Origin of the sequence: Acinetobacter sp. SwsAc5, assembly GCF_013391485.1 — a bacterium.
Taxonomy (GTDB): domain Bacteria; phylum Pseudomonadota; class Gammaproteobacteria; order Pseudomonadales; family Moraxellaceae; genus Acinetobacter; species Acinetobacter towneri.
The window spans coordinates 1-2,871 of the sequence record NZ_JACAXD010000059.1 but is presented as its reverse complement, the minus strand read 5'-3'; the positions used below and the strand labels follow the sequence as shown (position 1 = coordinate 2,871).

Below are 2,871 nucleotides of genomic sequence, written 5' to 3'. Positions count from 1 at the left end.
AATTCTATCGTATAAATTTAATAAAACTAACGTATAAGAGTAAATATTATGGCTAAAGTTATTGGTATCTTCACAGGTAAAGATTTGAAATGGATGGAATCAGAAGGCGGTTCAGGCTATTGGATAGTACGTACAGACCGTATTAAAAGTGCTGAATATGTAATTTTAATTCGAAATCATAGAGAAACATGGGCAGTAAAAGATGGCTTAGGTCATGGTCAAGCCTTCATGGTTGGTAAAATTTCGGGCTGTATTCCTACTAAAAAACATGCAGGTAGAAAATTAATTCAAATTAGTGAATATGCACTGTTGCCAGACACAGAAAACTTTAAAAAGGCTTGGAAGAAATTAACAGCAGGTCAAAGATATCCAGTAGCTTATTTGAATACCAATGATCTATTACAAAACCTTGACCTTGATGTTGAAAAACTTGAGTGGTCTGCTTTTAATGCAAATCCAAATGCAGAAACTGCTTCACCTGAATCTGAAATTATTGCTGAAGAATCTGTAGATGAAACAAAAGAACTATCTGAAATTATTGCTGAAGCTAAAGAAATGATAGCTCATGCAGCAGGTATTGACGTGGATAAAGTTAATATCCAAATCAGTTTCTAATTAATTTTATTTAATAGCTCATAGCCATTTAGTTATGAGCTAATTTTTTTAAATACTCGTCAAAGTCTTGCTTGTTTAAATCACCTGAAACGTACTGATCATAAAGTTTTTGATGATCTTCAGTGATTTCTAAATCGTAATATTCTCGATCTGATTTCTTTAAAAACACCTCTAATAAACGATTATTTTTTTCAGCATCACTTAATTTCATGGTCTAAATGCTCCTATTTTGCGTTTATTGGCGTTTTTAGCCCTGTTTAGCTAGATTTCCCTGTTTTTAAGAAAATGGCGCTTAAATGCGATTTTAGGCGGTTTTTACGCTATGGGGTGAAATTCGATATTGGGGCGTTGCTAACAAGCAAATTTTTAGCGGTTTGGAGATTTATCATTTTCCGACAGCAGGAGGGAATGTGCACGCTTCCGCGTTTCTCTCCGAGAAACAAAAAACCGACCTCTGAAAAAGATAAAAATAAGCCCCAAAAGTTGGGGCGTTTTGAAATCTTTTTTAGAGGATTAATTGCTACTTTTTAGCATTCACGTAGTCATAAAATTGAATTTGCTGTTTTGGGTCTTTTAGCATGATGCGAAGCCGTTGCATAAAATCATCTGGAGATTCGTTTTCCTGTTTTAAATGAGCGAATTTCTTGTCACGGGACATATTGAACGACAAGCTATTCACTTGCATGTTTCGCAATTCAATAAACTTAGGTTCATCGACCTGTTTGATTGGTGCAAATTGGATTTTCTTAGAACCAAAGCCGAGCTGCTCCAGTAGCGGATAAAACATCCTGAATTTTTTTGGCTCTAAAAGCATGTTTGCAAGGCGTTTCGTAAAGTCTTCGGATGACTCTCCGATCTCTGCATATTCGCTACCAACTTCGGGCAGTTCAGATAATTTGTGTGCAAACAAATGCCGTTGTGCATCGGTCATTTCGACAAAGAAATCAGGTGTGTTTGGATCTCGTTTTGGGTCGGTTCTTTGTTCTACTTTTGGTTGTGGTTTTTGTTTAAATCGGAATGAAAAACCAGTAACTGAACGCCCTGTTTTATGCTGTGCAACAGATACAATAATATCCGTATGTTCATTGATTTGCTTAATTGATGGCTCTAGTACACGGGATTTAAGTACATCAATTCGCTTGTAATCTCCCTCATTAATTCCTATCTGTTTTTTAAAGTCATCCAACCCAATTACGGGTGTTTTTCCTGTGCTACGCCAAGCAATTAAAATTTCGTATAAGCGAACAGCATAGGCACTTTTTAATTGACTAACTTGTTCTAATTCATAGCTTGTGAAGTGTTTTTCTAGTCGAGTAATTAGCGGGATAATAGCGGGAGCAAAAATTAACTTAACAACTGCTTCTTGTTCAACGTAAATAACTTCGCTTACCCAGCGTGATTTATGATGCTGGATATTCCCCTTTTCGCTAAGGCTTTGATAGCTGAATTGTCTTGCAAAAAGATCATCACAAGCATCTTTCAAGGCTTGATATGCGGTATTTCGATGCACTCCAAATTGATTTATATAGCTTTCTGCATGAATGTTTAAAGGGTCATTCGCATTAATTCCTTTGCCTGATTCCCTTGCTTCCACAATTGCTAGCAGAATTAACCGTTGTTCTGTTAGGTCAAGGTTGTAACTAGCATTGATTAGAGCATTGTCTTTGACTACTAATTCCGACATCTCCCACCTATAATTTTTATGATGTAAATCCACCATAATATTTTATGATGGATTATGCAAGGTAAATGGTGGAGTATTGAGAAATTCTTGCAAGGTAAATGGTGGAGTATTGCAAGGTAAATGGTGGAGAATGATCGCTGAAACGCACGTATACCAATGATTTCAGCCCTCCTAAAAGCATTTAAAAGCTTTTTATATTATTAAAAGCCCAAAAAAATCAAAAACGGCATTTAAAACTGCCCTATGTTTTCGCTTCGCTCAAACTCTATTGAATCTCGCTTCGCTCGATTCCTGGGGCAGTTTTTTCAAAGACCGGCTAGAACGCTAAAAACAAGAATGGATTCGCTTCGCTCATAAAGCTTTATGCTCGCTTCGCTCGTCATGAAGCCAATTAATACAGTCGCTTCGCTCTGTAAATCTCGTTATAACGAAATAGGAAGCTTGTAATCAGGGAAAAGGCAGGGGCGAAATTTTTATAACGCTCAATCGCTCGTAGACACTCGCTCGGTTTATTGTTTTAAAATCATATATTTAAAATTCTATCGTATAAATTTAATAAAACTAACGTATAA

General features: G+C 36.3%; 2 protein-coding genes and 1 pseudogene. 1 reads left to right on the top strand and 2 read right to left on the bottom strand.

The features are described from left to right. Window positions 1-48 precede the first annotated feature (48 nt). Window positions 49-615 (top strand): hypothetical protein, encoded by a 567-nt coding sequence (locus HYG89_RS15750; RefSeq protein WP_103801072.1) that lies wholly within the window; start codon window positions 49-51, stop codon window positions 613-615. Window positions 616-643: 28 nt separating this feature from the next. Here the strand turns inward: HYG89_RS15750 and HYG89_RS15745 are convergent, their stop codons facing one another. Next, window positions 644-826: a hypothetical protein gene (locus HYG89_RS15745; RefSeq protein ID WP_178868349.1), complete on the bottom strand. Its 183-nt coding sequence runs from the start codon at window positions 824-826 to the stop codon at window positions 644-646. A gap of 543 nt (window positions 827-1,369) precedes the next feature. Then, window positions 1,370-2,299: pseudogene (repM, locus tag HYG89_RS15740) on the bottom strand (replication initiation protein RepM); the annotation flags it as partial. Window positions 2,300-2,871 lie beyond the last annotated feature (572 nt).

Bases quoted from the DNA above. Each gene is read 5' to 3' on its own strand.
- HYG89_RS15745 (WP_178868349.1), bottom strand. From the start codon at position 826: ATGAAATTAAGTGATGCTGAAAAAAATAATCGTTTATTAGAGGTGTTT.
- HYG89_RS15750 (WP_103801072.1), top strand. From the start codon at position 49: ATGGCTAAAGTTATTGGTATCTTCACAGGTAAAGATTTGAAATGGATG.